The 16,305-nt window shown below is 44.5% G+C and carries 15 protein-coding genes; 4 read left to right on the plus strand and 11 right to left on the minus strand.

The window, feature by feature from the left end; translation table 11 throughout:
* Positions 1-72: 72 nt before the first annotated feature.
* The 6 genes from ASG85_RS09065 to ASG85_RS09090 form a co-directional block, all read right to left on the minus strand.
* Complete coding sequence (locus tag ASG85_RS09065) at positions 73-1,518, minus strand: DEAD/DEAH box helicase (RefSeq protein ID WP_057304047.1); 1,446 nt, start codon at positions 1,516-1,518, stop codon at positions 73-75.
* A gap of 108 nt (positions 1,519-1,626) precedes the next feature.
* Positions 1,627-2,079 carry a DUF4362 domain-containing protein gene (locus ASG85_RS09070; protein WP_057304046.1) on the minus strand — a complete coding sequence of 151 codons (453 nt, stop codon included), beginning with the start codon at positions 2,077-2,079 and terminating at the stop codon, positions 1,627-1,629.
* A gap of 55 nt (positions 2,080-2,134) precedes the next feature.
* Complete coding sequence (locus ASG85_RS36875) at positions 2,135-2,467, minus strand: DUF3024 domain-containing protein (protein ID WP_057304045.1); 333 nt, start codon at positions 2,465-2,467, stop codon at positions 2,135-2,137.
* A gap of 86 nt (positions 2,468-2,553) precedes the next feature.
* Positions 2,554-3,186 (minus strand): MSMEG_1061 family FMN-dependent PPOX-type flavoprotein, encoded by a 633-nt coding sequence (locus tag ASG85_RS09080; protein WP_060645996.1) that lies wholly within the window; start codon positions 3,184-3,186, stop codon positions 2,554-2,556.
* A gap of 27 nt (positions 3,187-3,213) precedes the next feature.
* A complete protein-coding gene (locus tag ASG85_RS09085; RefSeq protein ID WP_082588026.1) occupies positions 3,214-3,690 on the minus strand; it encodes an 8-oxo-dGTP diphosphatase in 477 nt (158 codons plus the stop codon).
* A gap of 222 nt (positions 3,691-3,912) precedes the next feature.
* Entirely contained in the window at positions 3,913-5,139 is a 1,227-nt protein-coding gene (locus ASG85_RS09090; RefSeq protein ID WP_060645998.1) for a serine hydrolase domain-containing protein, read from the minus strand.
* 199 nt (positions 5,140-5,338) lie between these two features.
* Here ASG85_RS09090 and ASG85_RS09095 point away from each other — a divergent pair, with 199 nt between their 5' ends.
* The 4 genes from ASG85_RS09095 to ASG85_RS09110 all read left to right on the plus strand — a co-directional run bounded on the left by ASG85_RS09095 (position 5,339) and on the right by ASG85_RS09110 (position 9,747).
* Positions 5,339-5,926: an AAA family ATPase gene (locus tag ASG85_RS09095; protein ID WP_057304041.1), complete on the plus strand. Its 588-nt coding sequence runs from the start codon at positions 5,339-5,341 to the stop codon at positions 5,924-5,926.
* 129 nt (positions 5,927-6,055) lie between these two features.
* A complete protein-coding gene (locus ASG85_RS09100; protein WP_060645999.1) occupies positions 6,056-7,045 on the plus strand; it encodes a LacI family DNA-binding transcriptional regulator in 990 nt (329 codons plus the stop codon).
* Between the two features lie 464 nt (positions 7,046-7,509).
* Positions 7,510-7,833 carry a hypothetical protein gene (locus ASG85_RS39735; protein ID WP_321166575.1) on the plus strand — a complete coding sequence of 108 codons (324 nt, stop codon included), beginning with the start codon at positions 7,510-7,512 and terminating at the stop codon, positions 7,831-7,833.
* Between the two features lie 1,005 nt (positions 7,834-8,838).
* Positions 8,839-9,747, plus strand: a complete 909-nt coding sequence (locus ASG85_RS09110; protein WP_060646000.1) for an ArsR/SmtB family transcription factor — start codon at positions 8,839-8,841, stop codon at positions 9,745-9,747.
* A gap of 655 nt (positions 9,748-10,402) precedes the next feature.
* Here the strand turns inward: ASG85_RS09110 and ASG85_RS09120 are convergent.
* The 5 genes from ASG85_RS09120 to ASG85_RS09140 all read right to left on the minus strand — a co-directional run bounded on the left by ASG85_RS09120 (position 10,403) and on the right by ASG85_RS09140 (position 15,974).
* Positions 10,403-11,584: an MGDG synthase family glycosyltransferase gene (locus ASG85_RS09120; protein WP_057304036.1), complete on the minus strand. Its 1,182-nt coding sequence runs from the start codon at positions 11,582-11,584 to the stop codon at positions 10,403-10,405.
* Positions 11,581-12,255 carry a phosphatase PAP2 family protein gene (locus tag ASG85_RS09125; RefSeq protein ID WP_156390020.1) on the minus strand — a complete coding sequence of 225 codons (675 nt, stop codon included), beginning with the start codon at positions 12,253-12,255 and terminating at the stop codon, positions 11,581-11,583. Before ASG85_RS09125 ends, ASG85_RS09120 begins: the two co-directional genes overlap by 4 nt.
* 208 nt (positions 12,256-12,463) lie before the next feature.
* Positions 12,464-13,012, minus strand: coding sequence for a hypothetical protein (locus tag ASG85_RS09130; RefSeq protein WP_060646002.1), 549 nt, complete (start codon positions 13,010-13,012; stop codon positions 12,464-12,466).
* Positions 13,013-13,026: 14 nt separating this feature from the next.
* Positions 13,027-13,254, minus strand: coding sequence for a hypothetical protein (locus ASG85_RS09135; RefSeq protein WP_060646003.1), 228 nt, complete (start codon positions 13,252-13,254; stop codon positions 13,027-13,029).
* A gap of 44 nt (positions 13,255-13,298) precedes the next feature.
* Positions 13,299-15,974: a YhgE/Pip domain-containing protein gene (locus ASG85_RS09140; RefSeq protein ID WP_060646004.1), complete on the minus strand. Its 2,676-nt coding sequence runs from the start codon at positions 15,972-15,974 to the stop codon at positions 13,299-13,301.
* Between the last annotated feature and the right edge of the window lie 331 nt (positions 15,975-16,305).

Raw genomic sequence — 16,305 nt, forward strand, 5'->3', positions numbered from 1 at the left:
TAACGCATGGCGGTGGTCAACTCTAACGGCAAAAAATCCGATAAGCCTAAGAGGCTAACCGGATCGTCGATCTTACTTATTCGCTTCATGCACCTTGAGCAGCTTGCCTTTAATCGTCGTATTCCTCATGATTTTGAGCACCAGCGGGCCCTTACCATTCAAAATATCCACATACGAAACATTATCCTGAATCGTAATGATACCAATATCGTCAGCCGTCACACCTTCAATTTTGGCCAGGGTTCCCACAAAGTCTACAGCCCGAATCTTTTTCTTTTTGCCACCGTTAAAATAGAGCTTCATGATTCCCTTATTCAATTGGTCACTTTTATCTCTCTTAATGACCGGTGTAGCCTGCATTTTCTGATCAAAAGCCGGTTGTCCAAGAGCAACCTCTTCCACCGTTGGAGCGTCATTTCTCGGTATTTCGAATCCAAGATAGCCTTCAATATCAGCTAAAAACTTGTCCTCATTTGGCGTAACAAACGTAATCGCCTTGCCCGTCTTCCCCGCACGTCCAGTTCTTCCGATTCGGTGGACATAGCTTTCTTTTTCAAGCGGAAGATCGTAGTTAATGACGTGCGTGATATCCTCCACATCAATCCCTCGTGCCGCGACATCCGTGGCAATTAAGAAACGGAATTCCCCTCTTTTAAAAGCATTCATGACTAGGAATCGATCGTCCTGCATCATGCCTCCATGGATTTTGTCGCACGGATAGTCTAGCTGCTCCAACTGTCTATATAAGTAGTCGACATGCTCTTGCGTCCGGCAGAAAATGATGCAATTATCAGGATTCTCCACCACGAAAACATCCTTAAGCACATTAAATTTATCGTTTTCTCGAACCGTTATGATAGAATGCTCAATCTGAACCTTGGACGCCTCCGGCGTTTGAATCTCAATATCAATAGGGTTATGCATGTATCGATGGCATAATTGTTCCACATCATTCGGGAGTGTCGCTGAAAATAACATCGTCATGCGATCCGTTGGCAGCTCATCAATAATTGCTCCCACCTGCTCAATGAAGCCCATCCGCAGCATCTCATCCGCTTCATCGATGACTAGATACTTCAGCCGCTCCAGGTCCAGCGTCCCTTTCTGGATATGATCCAGCACCCGGCCCGGTGTCCCAACAACAACATGGCACTTCTGGTGCAGCTCAATCTTCTGCTTGGCAAAAGGCTGCTTCCCATACAGAGCCACCGCTTTAATCCGCTTGAATCTCCCGATATTCGTGATATCCTGCTTCACTTGGTCGGCCAGCTCTCTCGTCGGTGTCAAAATCAGCGCCTGCGGCCTGTTCTCTTCCCACTCCACCAACTCACAAATCGGTATGCCGAACGCCGCCGTCTTCCCACTCCCAGTACGTGACTTAACCGTGAGATCCTTCTCCTGCAGCGCGATAGGAATCACTTCATTCTGCACATCTGTCGGCTGCTCGTATCCTAAGCTTTGAAGCGCCCGTACGATATCTTCACTCAAATTATAATCCGTAAAACTTTTTATACCCACGAATAAACTCCCCTTCTTCTTGCTGTTCTTCCTATATTACTACATCTTGCCTCGGGAACAAAAAAAAGCCCCTTTGAGGGAGCTTGAGGGATACAGACCACGAAACAATTATTGCGCTTTAAACATTAAGAAAATTTCATTTTTATCGCCCGAGTGGAAACCAATAATCTCCTTACAACCCGTTAAGATATATTCAAATCCTTTAATACTGCCCTCTCTCGTTACACTTCTCTTCTCAATTTTATTGCACGAGGTTTTATCTTTCCCTTTTTGAATTCCACCATGTTTATCTCTTGAATCATCAAATATATAGTTAATTTGCTTCCCATCATAAATGAGATCACTTAATATTGGATCCCCTTCCTCTGAGTAACTAGTAATTCTTAGTTTTGATGCTTTCTGATTTTCAAAATCTGTAATAAAAGAATCAATCTTTTCAAAGTTCGTTGGCCCCAGATGACCTACAATAATATCTCCATTCTTCTTTGCGTCTTGAAGAGTGTATGTATGACAACCTGATAGTACGAATACAGAAAGAATAAGACAAATTATTCTCCTCATGGGTTACCTCAGTTCTATAAATGCCTTGTCGCGGGTCATCAAACTTTCGCAATCTTTATCCCCAAAACACGCCTGTATTGTCCTGATCAACTAATTGTAATTGTTTTTCAAAATTACTATCGGGATCGATATAATCAACCCAGTGCCACTTGTCCCTACTGTCTCTCCAATAAACCTTCCATACATTTGATTCTAATCTGAACTGCGCAATATCATATTGCGTCCATTCCGTGCCCATATAGGGTTCTCTTTCCTCGATGAGTGTCACATTATTCCCTCTAAATTTATACACCATCCGAATCTGGTTGTTTAAATGTTTGGGAATTTTCTTCTCAATATATGCCTGCAAAATATTTTCCAATCGTTTCTTTGTGAATTCATCCAGCATAATTCCACCTCATATTATTTTAAATTATCTTCATCCAATATTGGTTAATAAAGAAGGCTAATCCGAAGCCAGCAGGTACCCTATGTTTAATACAGTCTCTTCTCATAGCTCTCTTGTAATCCCTTAGTGATTACTTCAATGGTATATGGAGTTGAATTCACATGTTCTGATAATATTCTTGGAATTGATGGTAAAGAGTCCTCTACTGCCCAAGACTTACTATCCCAAATACCAGAACGTTTGAATGCTTTAGCACAATGAATGAAGCATTCTTCGACTTCTACTCCAATTCCTAATACAGGGTATTTTTCCTTGGCTTTCATCTGCTTCAGAATTCCTTCATCTTTAATCACAAATGCTCGCCCATTAATTCTTAATGTTTCTTCCAGCCCAGGAATGATAAATATGATTCCAACATGAGGATTAGATAATATATTTCTTAGTGAATCAATCCTGCGGTTCCCAGGTCTTTCTGGAATAACAAAATATTTTTCATTAAGAACAAGTACCGAACCGGGAGCATCTCCTCTTGGTGAAACATCACAATAACCACGCTCATCTGAAGTCGATAAAAATAATAAAGGTGATAAACCTATTAAATCCTGACAATGTTTATCTAGACTGTTAATTACTTTTCGCTTTACAAGGTCACTTGGAAAGCCTATTAATTCTCTGATTTCATCTTCCGATTTCAAAATTTCCTTAAAAGGAGCTTTCATATATTTTCCTCAGTTCTTTTGTGATTATTATTGCTCATTAATATGATTGAATTGGCCCACACCATAGTTTTTAATCGTCTGTTCTAATGTTTCATTGCTTTTCTCATTCCAAACGAAACTCATCTCGAAAGTTCCCTGTTTAAAAAACAAAGGAAATCTTCGCTTAAACCAATCCTGCATAGGTAACTTTAATGCTTCTTCGATTTCTACCCACAATAGTTCTCCTTCAGGTGGATTTTCGAGTATATCTCCCTCAAATGATGTGGCCAAATAGTTAAATACCATATATCTTAGTCCTTTTTCAGGTTCGCAAAATTCATCCAGACCTTTATAAATAATGTCTTTAACAATCAATCCAGTCTCTTCTCGTACTTCCCGAATGGCCCCATTAACTATACTCTCAGGAAAATCAACCTTCCCTCCCGGTGCTATGTATCCTGGGAAGCCAAGTTTATCCGGTCTATTCATTAATAGTACTTTAGTTCCGTCCTGTACCATACACATTGTATATATTTTGTGTGTTACATTTACAGACAAAATGATCAACTCCAGTTATTCTCTAGGTTAGGGTTGTCCCCTTATCAAAATATCATTTACTCCCCTAATCATTAATTCAATTAATCCCAATAAATCCCTGCACTTTTACGAACTACTACTCACTTAATTCACAAAAAGAAAAGGAGCTGCCGCGGCAGCTCCTTCATTATTTCTATAAACTCTATAAGCCTACTCTAATCCGATCTTAAAAGCCTCAACAGCCTGACCCAACCCAGTAAAAGCATCCGAATTCTCCTGAATCGGCTTATCCGATCTAATGGCCTGCACCACATGGTTCAGCAGATTTTCCGGCATGTCCACATCCGCAGAGTGTGCTGTAGCAGCAACGACTAATTGCAGATCAGGAACGACAAATATGCGTCTTCCGCCTGAACCAGATGCATAGAACACTTCATGCTGCTTTTTGCTTCCTCTGACTAGCCCCTGAGCCAAGGGCTTGGACCACCAATAATAGCCGTAACCGCCTTGTGTACCATTACTGTAATTGAGGAATATGCGCTTAGTCACTGACTCCCGGACCCATGACTTCGGAAAAATAGTCTTGTCTTCCCATTGGCCTTCCTTCAGATATAGATAGCCAATTTTGGCCATGTCTCTTAACGTTAAAGCCAGAGCCCAAGCCCCAATCGTGCAGCCCCCAGGATCATGATTCCAGTTTACATCTGTTATACCGAGCGGCTCGAACAGGCGGGATTTGGCATAGTCAAACATGGACTCACCCGTTACCTTTTGCAGTACAGCGGACAGAAGATGTGCATCACCATTGCTGTAATTAAACATTGCACCAGGCTGGTTCTTAGCCGGACGTTCCAGCACATTTTGCACCCAGTCCGATGAGTACATCATTTCGGTAGAGGATTGTTCATTTTCATTGTTCCACGCTAGCCCCGAGGTCATATTAAGTAAATGCTTTAACATAATCTTTGACTTCAGTGGATCACTTTCTAGTTCAGGAAAAAAAGCAGCAAGCCTTTGATCCAGACTTATCAGCTTACGCTCAGACAAGGCAATACCGATCAAGGCGGACGTCACGCTTTTGGTCACGGACTTCACATCTTGCGGCAAGTCAGCTTGGGTACTCTCATTATAAGCTTCAGCAACCAAATGTCCGTTACGAATAACCGCCACACTATGTACCTGCTGGTCGCGAAAAACTTCGAGCATTTTGGCTAGCCCAGCCGAGTTCATCCCTTGCGCCTCTGGTGTAGATGTTTTCCAACCTTGGGTAGGCCAATCATTAGCCTTTTTTTCAGAAATACTATCAGAATTGATGGTCATTTGTGGAATCGATTTGTTCAAAATATGAACTTGTTTATGTTGGGTTCCAGTTGCTGACAAAGAAAGGGCTGCTGTTTTATTTCCACTTCCGACAAGTGGTTTATTTTTATTTTTCATCTCTATCTTTCCTTCCAGTATGGTTTTTAGCCCCCTGTGCTATGTATTTTACTTTATAAGTGTGAAGTAAATATGGCTTAAACCTTAATAGAACCTTAATATTAGCTGAACGTTTGCTGAATTTCATGTGATTTGAGCCCCATATGTTACAATATTCGTACAAATCCCCTTAAAAGGAATCATTATTCGGAGGTTAGGCATGCGAAAACTCATATTTTTCATAGGTCCTGCCGGTGCAGGGAAAACGACACTCGCCAAAGCATGGGCACGCAAGCACGGCGGAGCTTTCCTTGACATGGATACGCTGCTCCGGCCAGCGGCAGAAGCGATCATGACCCTTGCTGGACAAGACCCGAACGACCGGGATTCCCCCACATACAAGACATACTGTCGCGATTTGGGATACCGCATAACGATGGATGCTGCACTTGAGAATCTCGAGCTAGGATTGGATGCCATTGTGGTCGGACCTTTCACCAAAGAACTGGCAGATCCACTATGGCTGGAAAAGGAACTTTCGAATATTGGTGCTACGATTAACGATGTGTGCGTTAGGGCTGTTTTTGTCTATTTACCAAGCGAGAATGCCTACCAAGAACGTATACAGTCTAGAGGCTCCGCTTTGGATGTTTGGAAACTGGACAACTGGAAGCAATTTAGCCAGTCGCTCGTTCGCAGAGAAATCAAATGGGTAATTGATCCCTCTTCGATTCTCTATTTCGATAATTCAGGACCGCTTTCATCTGTAAAGTTAGATGTACTTGAGGAATTCATTAATAGAAGCTAATGCTCTAGACAACAACATTGACAATATCTATTTTGTAAATTGATTATCGAATTGACTTCACTTTACAAAAACATATATAATTATAGAATATAAACAGGATCTACATACTTCTCAAGGGGCCATACATAAATGAACTCGAAAACCTCCATGCAAGACATCGCCGATAAGTTGGGCATTTCCAAGAATGCCGTCTCCTTGGCCCTTAATAATAAAGCTGGCGTCAGCGAAGAATTGCGCTATCGTATTTTCGAAGCAGCTAATCAGTTGAACTACCGAACAGATACAAAAACGAAAAAGAAACGCGGCAACCTGCTCGTCTTAATCCCTGAAAACATTCGTAATGATAAAATTTTCTACTACGAAGTGTTCTGGTCCATAGAAAAAAGAGCCAAAGAAAGTGGCTACAACGCCATTATCTGCGGTGTCACACAAGAGATGGAGGATCAACTCATCCTGCCGGAGCTTTATCATGAAATTGATATTCATGGCCTATTACTCGTTGGTGTCCTTCATCTTAACTATGTTCGAATGCTTTTTGACTTGGGAATTCCCCTCGTTACGGTGGATCATTATTACGACAGCTTACAGCTTGACGCCGTTGTGACAGCGAATGCCGAAGATGCTTACAAAATCGTCACCCATCTTATCGACAAAGGTCACAAGCAGATAGGTTTTATAGGTGAGATTAATAAATCGAAGAGCTTCAAAGAACGCTGGTCTGGATACCAAAATGCCCTGTCTGATGCAGGGCTGGCAATCGATACGAAACTGGAGGCGCTAAATTCCACCCCCGCCCAGTTAGCAGATCATCTCGATGCGATGACTTCCATGCCAACAGCTTGGTTTTGTGCAGATGATCGCATTGCGATTTCCTTCATCCAAACCCTTATTTCCAAAGGCTACAAGGTACCGGAGGATATCTCTGTTGTTGGGTTTGGCGACATTGAAGCAGCTCAAATGATCGCCCCTCGCTTAACGACGATTCAGGCGCAAAGGGAACAGCTCGGCCATGAAGCCGTGGATTTTCTCATTCGCAAAATTGACTTCGGCGGAAGCCCTGCGAAGATTTCCATCTATGGAAAACTCATTGAGCGCGATTCTTGTAAAGCGCTGGGATAGCGATAATCATTTCAATTCCTCTTTCTACAACAAAATGTTATAATGTTTATTAGACGAAGAACGTCCTTGAGCCATGTGGCGCAAGGGCGTTTTTTTATTCTTTTATAAGGAGGCGTTTGCCAAATGCCATTTGAACAAGCACATCAATCGTTCATAGAAAGCCATCACTCTCGCAGAAGCGGTGATAGAAAGGGGCGTTTAATTAGGGGGCACAACTATGCAGAAAAGCTGCTGCTACAGTAAGTATGGTGGCCGATATTCGGAAACTTCAACAACCTGCATCCGGAATATGAGATCTACGACTGGAATCGCAAATCGCAATTCCTCGACTTTGCTTTCCTCACCCCATTCGGTCGTTTGGAATTGAGTGCGACGGCTATCAAAGCCATATTAAAGATATGGACCGCGAGAAATTCAGTTACGCTCTGAACCGAGATACATTCCTCACAGGAATGGGATGGACAATGATTCATTTCTCCTTCGACGATATCCAGAACCGGCCCGAGGTATGTCGGATGCTGCTCCAGCTGGTAATCGGACCTCATCTCCTCCGCAATTTAGCAGCCACTTCTATCTCTCCAGAAGAAAAGGAAGTCCTTAGGTTAGCAGTAAACCTTGGAAAGCCGATTCGTCCCAAAGACATCATCCTGAATAGTGACGTAAATTTTCGTACAGCCCGTAAATGGCTGTATCGTTTAGTCGAAAAGGGCATCCTTCGCTCAATAACGAGCGGCAAATATACCTGTTACTATGAGCTGAAGGAAGGTGCATGGCAGTATTTGATTTAGCCGGTTGAGTCTGGTGCATTAGTACTAACGCGGTACAAAAAAAAGCCAATTTGACCAAGGAAACCGCCATATTGTTGCACAAAATACACCATTCTGGCGAGTTAGGGATACTTATTAGTCGGACACGCACCAATTCGGGCAGCCACAACCGCGACTTAGACATGCATCAAGTCGGGCAACTTTAATTGGTATCTAGCAGTTGGGCATCCAACACCAGTTTGGGACCCGATAATTGAAATCCCCCGAGTTCACGATAGTTCAAGTTGTATTTTGTGCAACAATACACCTTCCTCACGCCATTGTAGGCTGCTACTGTTGTATTTCGTACAACAATTTGAGCTTAAATCGCCTATTTCTGAGCGATTCCCTCCAAATTATTGTACGCGGTACAACAAAAAGTCAATTTGTCCAAGGAAACCGCCATATTGTTGCACAAAATACATCATTCCGGCGAGTTAGGGATAATTATTAATCGGACACGCACCAATCAGAGTACTCGCTCCAATCTGGCCACCACAACCACTACTTAGACACGCATCGATTCATGCAACTTTAATTGGCTTCTAGCAGTTGGGCATCCAACACCAGTTTGGGACCCGATAATTGAAATTCCCCGAGTTCACGATAGTCCAAGTTGTATTTTGTGCAACAATACACCTTCCTCACGCCATTGTAGGCTGCTACTGTTGTATTTCGTACAACAATTTGAGCTTAAGTCGCCTATTTCTGAGCTATTCCCTCCAAATTGTTGTACGCGGTACAACAAAAAGCCAATTCGTCCAAGGAAACCGCCATTTTGTTGCACAAAATACAACATTCTGGCGTGTGGGAGATCTTAGTTAGGCATTGGAGTTGAGCAAAACGTCGCTGTACTCTGCTAAGATGCACAAAATGCAACAATGTAGTGCAAGTTGAGTAGAACACGCTGTTTAAATACTGTTTTAACGTTGTTTAATTAACCTTCGAGTTATACAATGAATAAAAACATTAGAATGAGGTTCCACTATGCAAATTGAGGTTTCGACCAAAAATATGTACTTCCTAGAATGTTTCTCCTCGGAGACCCGAGTGAAAATCATTGAGCTGCTGAGTGAAGAACCTTTGAATATCAAGCAATTATCACAGCGCCTGGAGATTTCATCCGCTATTGTAACTAAGCATATACAGAAGCTAGAACAAGCCGGAATTGTTACGTCCGAAAGTATGACCGGTGTTCGCGGGACACAGAAAGTATGTTATCTGCAGCTAGAGCTTGCGACACTTCAGTTCAAAGCAAAGAAACCGTATGAACATCCGACGAATACGATTTCAATTCCGGTTGGCCAATACTCATCTTTCGAAGTGAGGCCTACGTGCGGTCTTGCTTCGCCTACGCAAATCATTGGCGTCATTGATGACCCCAGATATTTCGCGGATCCCCAGCATGTGCATGCCGGCATCCTCTGGTTCGGGAGCGGCTATGTCGAATATAGAATCCCTAACTTTTTTCACAGCAATCAGAAGCTTCGCTCGATGGAAATTTCTTTTGAAATCTGTTCCGAAGCCCCGGGGTTTAACGAGAATTGGCCATCTGATATTTCTTTTTTTATCAACGAAACTCCCCTGGGTCAGTGGACGAGCCCCGGTGATTTTGGAAAGCAAAGAGGCGTGCTATCCCCGGATTGGTGGGGAAATGGTTTCACTCAGCACGGTCTTTTGAAAATCATAACCGTCAATCCGCAAGGCTCTTTCTTGGACGGAACGAAGATTTCCGACATTACCATCCAAGACTTAAATATTTCTTTTGCAAAAGACATCCAATTTCGAATTGCATCCTTAGAAGACTCCACAAACTGCGGCGGCATCACTTTGTTCGGCAAGCAATTTGGAAATTACGAGCAAGACATCGTGGTCACGATGCATGAGGATAAATAAGATCGTATAGTATATGAGCATCAAGGGTGCGGAGTTGCTCGGCGTTGGGCCGTGGCGCTGGCCATGCTACTGGCCACGGTACTAGCCTTAGCACCAGTCATGGTTCCGGCCATGGTCCCGGTCGTGGGGCTGGCCTTTCGCCGGCCGTGGTGCCGGCCACGGTACTGGCCTTGGCGCCAGTCATGGTTCCGGCCATGGTCCCGGCCACGGTGCTGGCCACGGCATTAGCCTTAGCGCCGGTCATGGTTCCGGCCATGGTCCCGGCCATGGTTCCGGCCATGGTTCCGGCCATGGTTCCGGCCATGGTCCCGGCCGTGGTGCTGGCCTTTCGCCGGACGTGGTACTGGCAATGGCGCCGACCTCAGGGCTGGCCACGGTCTGGCGCGAAGCGCAAGTAGCGGCAGCAGTCAGAGGCCGTCCATTTTCGCTGATTTCCCCACTTACATTGACAATAACAGCTTGTCAAGTAAATCCCCCATCTACAGATTTAAACCAGAAAAATCTCCACACTCCCCACATTGACACCAAACTTGACAACAAAAAAGCACCTGTACATTTTGAGCCAAAGTACGGTGCTTTTCGAAGGGGAAAAAGAGGGACAAAGGGACTCCCAAAACAATACTAACTTTACATTCGTTGTTGATGGCCCAATGGATCACACATTTGCATAGGCTAGCTGCAGGCCATCTAGCGCAGGGATGAAATGATGGTGAGTATCCAATATTGCATTCAGCGTGTGAAGAGCATCTGGGTTCTGCTGACTAAGCTTTGCATTTTTCTTAAGTCTCACGAGCAAAGACTGGTTGGCGATAACCTCAAGCAATTGTCTTTTCAGCTCCACGGCATTCTTTACTTCAATCGCGGCTCCAAGGCCAACAAGAAATGCCGCATTATCCTGCTCTTGACCAGGTATCGGCTTGTACAGCATCATCGGTAGCTCGAGTGCGAGCGCCTCGGATACGGTAAGTCCTCCCGGCTTCGTCACGATCAGATCGGATAAAGCCATCAGCTCGTGGACATGATCCACGAATCCTGTGACCATCACGCGATGACGTGTTTTCTCGCCGCCCAGCTCCTCCTCTAGCTGCTGCTTCAGCTTCTCGTTGCGTCCGCATACGAATACAAACTGCACCGGCACCGCCAAATCATCTGATTGCAGCACAGACTTGAACTGCTTGCCAATCAAACCATGCCCGCCGCCCATTACCAGTACAGTAGGCATGTCACGATGCAATCCATGCTTATCACGGAGCTCATTACGATCATACGTTTGCGTGAAAGGCCTTCGAATCGGAATACCCGTCACCATAATACGCTGCTCCGGAATCCGGTAACGCAGAAGCGATTGCTTCACATGCTCGGCACCAACCAGATAACGATCCGTACCGGGATGAACCCAGTAACTGTGATCTGTATAATCGGTCATCACTGTCACAGTAGGCACCGTAGTCAGTCCATTACATTTTAAGTACGACATCGCCGCGGCCGCTCCTGGAAAGGTGCACACCACTTCCGTCGGCTCCTCTTCGTCCAGCAGTTCCAGCATCCTATCGGTGCTGAACGATTTCATCTTTTTGAACATATGGGACAATGTATTATCCTCTCGCGTCTTGCGGTACAAATACCCGTAAACTGAAGGCAGACTTTTCACCCACTGCATATAGCAGTATTTGCCCACAGAATGCAGGTAAGGATGCGTCCACTCTAGGAAATCAACCACTTTCACGTCCACATCCGGTTTATAAAACCGTGCAGCTTCCAGAATCGCTTGCGCTGCTTTATTATGCCCGTCCCCTAGGCTGCCTGTTAGGATTAATAGTTTGTCCCTACGTTTCATCTTCTAAGTCCCCCTTCTAACTTTCGCTGCTGCGTATTCACAGCCACCGAATCTTTCAGCAAACTAATTCTAAAACGTTCCACAACGTACACGACACCCTCTGAAATCAGTACAGCACCTACGATATCCAGAAGAACATGCTGCTTTACGAGCAGCGTCGATACAATAATGAGCAGTGACATGCTCGTAACAGCTATTTTGTAGGACCAAGATATAGTTGTTGATCTTAAATAGGCTTTCATCATTAAATACGAAGTTAACACATGCGTACTTGGAAAACAGTTAAACGGTTGATCTGAGCGATACACCCACTGTACCATCCGCAGCAGCCAATCGCTTCCGGTTAGCTCCGGCCGAGGAACAGTCGTCTGATATATAGCATATACCCCATAGCACAGGAGAAGACCCATTATGAACTGAAAAAGTGTTTTATAGTACATGCTGCGATCCTTATAAGCCAAATATAGGAACCCAACCAACAGAAACCCATACCAAGACAGGTAAGGTATAACGAAGCTCTTCATAAACGGAATTTGCCGATCCAAATCAGTAACTAAGCTGTAAGCCACCCCGTCCGCCTGATTCAGATGAATGTAGATGAGACCCACTAGGGGGATCAATAGCAAGCCGCTGCAAGCCATTATATACGACCACCACGAAGTTTTTTTCACATCAATTCCTCGCTCTCCTTTACGTTATCTTCATTATAAAAGAGATCCACTAACTTCTTAACGCACTAAGGTACTGTCTTTCGTTAGCCAAAGGTCGCGAAAAAACCTAGACCAAAGTCTAAGTTCTATTTTTGCAAAAAGGAAACATGCACAGAAAAGACCTGTGACTATGCACAAGTCTGAAAAGGCTAGTGAAGCAAGTAAATGCTTATTTATTTCTCTTAAATCGCTTCCTATAACGTAGAATTCTATATAAGATAGCCCCGATCAAACCAACAAAGATGGCGATGATAATCCAGCGATTGGACGTAGGGTCTCCTATGGAAGTAACAGATTCTGCTGTACCTTTAGCCTCTTTCAAGGAGACCTCTTTATCTTTCAAATAGTCGAGCTCTTTGGATGCGTCGACTAGCTTCTTGGATGGGGCGCAAAGCGGGTTTACCCATTCGTCCCCTTTCTTTTTTAGAAAAAAGAGATAGTTCACGCCCTTCTCACTTGGCCCATTAAGTGATCCCCATGTGATGTCTTCGACCACTTTTATTGTATGTTCCTCAATACCTTTATAGCTTTTTACGACGGTTAATTGAATTTGATTACTCTCCTTTTTGCGAACTACACCCTCAACATGCCCAATAATTACACCGTCATATTGGTCATAAGCCTGATCCATCGATGGCATTTGCGCACAGGATAGCGCATAGGTATTTGCGGGAAATAGAAACACAAGAAGAAAAATCCATATGATTAATTTATTCATACTAACACCGCCTTTTAACTAAAGACGAGTTCAATTGGTAATCGTTTCAAAATGATGTAAAAATCCGTTTTACGAACGCCGTCTATGCCATTGATCGATTTTAACCAGCCCAGAACTTCCTCTTGTATTTGTTTGGATGAGGGAGCGGTCTTCGTAACCTTGCCTAAATCAATGTCAAACAACTCTATATTTGGAGGGATGGCATGCAAAATTGCACCCGCCAGTAATAATGTTTTCAGCAAAAGCCCCCCCCTCCCTTAGCCTAATGCAAGCCGTCTAACTATCTTCAAGAAATCAGCTTCGTCTGCTTCGCTTTTTCCGCAACTTTCTGAGTATAGCCACTGAGCGGCTTTTTCAGCGCTAGAGCAATGACGTAGCAAATCGCAATGAACACGCAGAGGTAGAACACATCCCTAAGCACCACGGAGAGCAGCATGCCTCCAACCGCCTCGCGCATGATACCTACCGCATAAGTGAACGGTACGAGCGGGTTAAGTTTTTGGAAAAAAGGCGATGCTGTGCTAACCGGAAAAGTTCCTCCAGAGCTGGAAAACTGAAGCACAAGGAAGATGATCGCAATTCCTTTGCCAATGTTCCCGAATACGGAGACCAATGTATACGTGATGGTTATGAAAACTTTACTGATGAGAATGGCAAAGATAATAAACCAAAACTTATCCACAACATATGTTCCCAGGAGGTATATATCGCCGAGCGTGACGATGATAGCTTGGAGACATCCAACCGTCAGGAAGATGAGCATACGTCCAAAGTAGATATGGTGCGGCTTCAGCAGGCCGTCCGGGTTATCCACATCTACTCGCATCATCGAAACAAGCAGCATAGCGCCTACCCACAGGGATAGCGTTGTATAAAAGGGCGACATCGCCGACCCATAGTTCGGAATAGGGAAGCGCCTATCTTCTTTAATCAGCACAGGATTCGCGAGGAAATCACTTTGCTTCTGAATATCATTTTGCAGCAGTCGCAGAATTTCTTCGATGCTGCCCCCGCCTTCTACCTTACGGATTTGATCCGCAGCCTTGCGGACTGCCACCTCAAATGCTGGCAGATCGTTGCGCACAAGGTTGGCCGCTAAATGAACGGCACTCTCGACCTCCGGAAATTTCGTCTGGTACAGATCAGACAATTTACGGATTTCATCCTCAGCTGCCGGTAAATCATTGCGTACAAAGTCTGCTGCCTCATGCAGCTTTTGCTCGACTTTGGGAAGATCATTGCGAACGAACGGCGCGGCTTCATTGATCGCGTTGGTGAACTCGTTCATTTTGGTCTGAAGGGTCGTTGACGCTTCATGTACCTTCGCGCGGATATTCGGCAGATCCTTTTGCAGCATATCGAGCTGAGCTTGCGTAAAATGAATGCCGCTCTGGGCGTCCACTAAGATCTCTTTGATGTTCGGCAATTGAGACTGCAGTGTTTGCAGCACAGCAGCTGAATTTTGGGCAATAGATTTCATCTGATCCAGTGCTTTGGTAATGTTAGGAACAATTTCCGAGTCATAGCGCGACAAGATATTGCCTAATGCGCTGCTCGCCTCTTTGGACAATGTGTTCAAATTATCCACAAGGTCTTTCGCAGGCTTCTCCCCGCGTTGAATGGCCGATTGGATCTTACTTAACGTTTGAAGTTGGTTATTGAACTTGGTTTTAACACTGTTCAAACGGTCTATGGAATCTGTAAGCGGGCCACTCGGTAAGTAAGTATTCAAACGCGTAAGCAGGTCAACTGTTCGGTCGATGACCGCCGCGCCCGCAGTAAGGCGATCCGTGAGCAGCCCTATAGCAGCCAAAGCTTTCTGCGGGTCAAGATTAGCATCCTGGAGCAAGCCAGTAAGCTGAGTTACCGCATCGGCAGTCTGCTGAAGCAAGATCAAATTCTGCTTCACGACAGGGATAAGCGCTTGGAACGCCGCATCATTATTTTGTAAAAAATTGGCCAATTGGGTTGCAAACGCGCCACCTTGCGCAGCAATGGCCTCTATTTTAGGCAGAGTGTTTAGCGCCGCGGTAACAATTTCGTCCGCCTTGCGTGATTTATCAATCGCTGTGTTTAGAGCCTCTTCGACTTTGCCGAAGTTTTGATCCAGTTCTGCGATACGGTCAGCGGCCCGCTGAATCTCCGGCAGTTTCTGCTGAATGACCAGTACTTCTTGCGCAGCAGATTCAATCTTTGGCCATCGCTCTTCAATTTTTAGAATCGTATCTCCGGCCCGATCTATTTCGGGAATCCGTTTCTCGAGCTCAACGATTTTCTGCCCCTTCTCTTTGATTTCGGGCAGCTTCTGCTCAATCTCAAGCGCCTTATCTCCCATAGCCGTAATCTCCGGCAAGCGCTTTTCCAACTCAAAGATCCTTGACTCCATATTCCGAATTGTCGGCAGCTCTTTCTCCAAATCGATACCGAGCTCTTTCATTCGCGTCAAAACAGACGTGCTCACCGTTTCAATAAAATTTTCGCTGATTTGCGCAGTCACACTGGAAGCGCCTTTGCTCGTAATTTTGGGCGCAACCGCATTGATTTTCTCATTTACTGTATATAAAATCTCCGGCTTTTCCATCGATCCATCCACAATACTCGTTATTTTTCGCGAAAAATCGTCCGGAATGATCAAACTCGCGTAATAATCCCCTCGCTCAACACCGTTCAGAGCCTCCTGCTCGTTCACAAACGTCCAACCCAAGGAATGATTATTTTTCAAATTATCCACAACTTCATTACCGATATTAATGGATTTATCCTCGACAACAGCCCCTTGGTCTTTGCTTGTTACAGCAATTTTGATACCAGACGTATTGGCATAGGGATCCCACATCGCCTCTAGATTAATCCAGGCATACACAGACGGTAAAATGGATAGTGCAATCATAAGAAAAAGACCTGTGGGCACTTTCCACAAGTTCCTAAGATCCGTTAAATAAATGCTCAAAATTTTCTTCATAATACCTCCACAACTTTTTAACCATATGGTAGTTAATGTAACCTTGCACCTAAGTTACCATACACCTACTTACCATACAAGGGAAAACCATCCAAGAAAATACCCTGAATCCGCTTAATAGCGTCAATCTGCAGGAGTTCTTCTCCGTGTTAGAAGCCGTCTTAGCTGTGGGTAACTTGCCCTGTGGATATGTGCATAGAATGTCTGATTTATTATACACAGCCTGCTCTGTGGACATGTTGATATTGTGGGTAACTTTGTGGATAAGTTTGAAACGATCAGCATGGAGTCGTAAAAAGAGGGACAAAGAAATGAGGTCAGATTGCAGGTT

The organism is Paenibacillus sp. Soil724D2, from assembly GCF_001427935.1.
Taxonomy (GTDB): Bacteria; Bacillota; Bacilli; order Paenibacillales; family NBRC-103111; genus Paenibacillus_E.

Coding starts and splice junctions, on each gene's coding strand:
- ASG85_RS39735 (WP_321166575.1), top strand. CDS start 7,510: ATGATTCATTTCTCCTTCGACGATATCCAGAACCGGCCCGAGGTATGT.
- ASG85_RS09140 (WP_060646004.1), bottom strand. CDS start 15,974: ATGAAGAAAATTTTGAGCATTTATTTAACGGATCTTAGGAACTTGTGG.
- ASG85_RS09130 (WP_060646002.1), bottom strand. CDS start 13,012: ATGAATAAATTAATCATATGGATTTTTCTTCTTGTGTTTCTATTTCCC.
- ASG85_RS09090 (WP_060645998.1), bottom strand. CDS start 5,139: ATGAAAAATAAAAATAAACCACTTGTCGGAAGTGGAAATAAAACAGCA.
- ASG85_RS09085 (WP_082588026.1), bottom strand. CDS start 3,690: ATGTGTATGGTACAGGACGGAACTAAAGTACTATTAATGAATAGACCG.
- ASG85_RS09095 (WP_057304041.1), top strand. CDS start 5,339: ATGCGAAAACTCATATTTTTCATAGGTCCTGCCGGTGCAGGGAAAACG.
- ASG85_RS09070 (WP_057304046.1), bottom strand. CDS start 2,079: ATGAGGAGAATAATTTGTCTTATTCTTTCTGTATTCGTACTATCAGGT.
- ASG85_RS36875 (WP_057304045.1), bottom strand. CDS start 2,467: ATGCTGGATGAATTCACAAAGAAACGATTGGAAAATATTTTGCAGGCA.
- ASG85_RS09100 (WP_060645999.1), top strand. CDS start 6,056: ATGAACTCGAAAACCTCCATGCAAGACATCGCCGATAAGTTGGGCATT.
- ASG85_RS09110 (WP_060646000.1), top strand. CDS start 8,839: ATGCAAATTGAGGTTTCGACCAAAAATATGTACTTCCTAGAATGTTTC.
- ASG85_RS09080 (WP_060645996.1), bottom strand. CDS start 3,186: ATGAAAGCTCCTTTTAAGGAAATTTTGAAATCGGAAGATGAAATCAGA.
- ASG85_RS09120 (WP_057304036.1), bottom strand. CDS start 11,584: ATGAAACGTAGGGACAAACTATTAATCCTAACAGGCAGCCTAGGGGAC.